The organism is Burkholderia sp. Ac-20392 (assembly GCF_017104585.1).
Classification (GTDB): domain Bacteria; phylum Pseudomonadota; class Gammaproteobacteria; order Burkholderiales; family Burkholderiaceae; genus Burkholderia; species Burkholderia lata.
Window position 1 is genome coordinate 1 of sequence record NZ_JAAGPB010001021.1, and the last position, 893, is coordinate 893.

1 protein-coding gene and 1 pseudogene are annotated in these 893 nt (G+C 72.6%); both read right to left on the reverse strand.

All coding sequences use genetic code 11. From position 1 onward, the window contains the following. Positions 1-594 (reverse strand): MFS transporter (locus G3N99_RS40545; protein ID WP_206125236.1); only part of this gene is annotated, 594 nt, incomplete at its 3' end. A 187-nt stretch (positions 595-781) separates the two neighbouring features. Then, positions 782-893: pseudogene (locus tag G3N99_RS40550) on the reverse strand (LysR family transcriptional regulator); the annotation flags it as partial.

Below are 893 nucleotides of genomic sequence, written 5' to 3' on the forward strand. Positions count from 1 at the left end.
CCCGGCCGCCTGCGCGGGCCGGTCGCGCAGCAGCACGGCGAACGGCGCGAGCAGCGCCGCGACGAGCGCCAGTGCGATGAACGCATGCCGCCAGCCGATGCCGCCGATCAGTTCCTGCGCGACGGGCACCATGCAGAACTGGCCGAGCCCGCCGATCGCGCCTGCGACGCCGAGCGCCCAGCCGCGCCGGTCGGGCGGAAACAGGCGGCTCAGCGCGCCATAGATCGATGCGAACGCCGAGCCCGACAGCGCGATGCCGATCACGAGCCCCGCGCCGACCGTGAACATGCCGGTGGTCGCCGCGTGCGCCATCGTGACGAGCCCGGCCGCGTAAAGCAGCATCCCGGCGACGATCACGCGCAGCGAGCCGAAGCGATCGGCGACCATCCCCGTGAACGGCTGCGCGACGCCCCAGATCAGGTTCTGCAGCGCCAGCGCGAGGCCGAACGCCTCGCGCGACCAGCCGTGGTCGAGCGACACCGGCGCGAGGAACAGGCCCTGCACGTGGCGGATGCCGAGCGCGGCGCCCATGATCAGGCCGCCGGCCAGTACGGGCAGCCAGCGGCGGCGGACTTCCTGCTCGATCGGGGTCATGCGTGTCTCCGGATGAAGGCGCGCGGCAAGACGGCCGCGCTCGATCCGATTAGACGATCGGGCCCGCCGTCGCTCAAGCGATCATTCGGTCAGGTTGGCATGCGTGCAGGGAATGCGACGCGGGGTGCGGGGAGTGGGGCGGGAGCGTCCGGCGGCGGGCCGCTTCGTTCGTCGACGTTGCGCCGGCTTACGCCGAAGTCGGGTCGTGCGCACGCATCGCGGTATCGCAATCGGCCGCTTCGGCGAGCATCCAGTCGCGGACGTCGGCAACTTCGCGGCGCGGGGCCGGATCGTGCTGG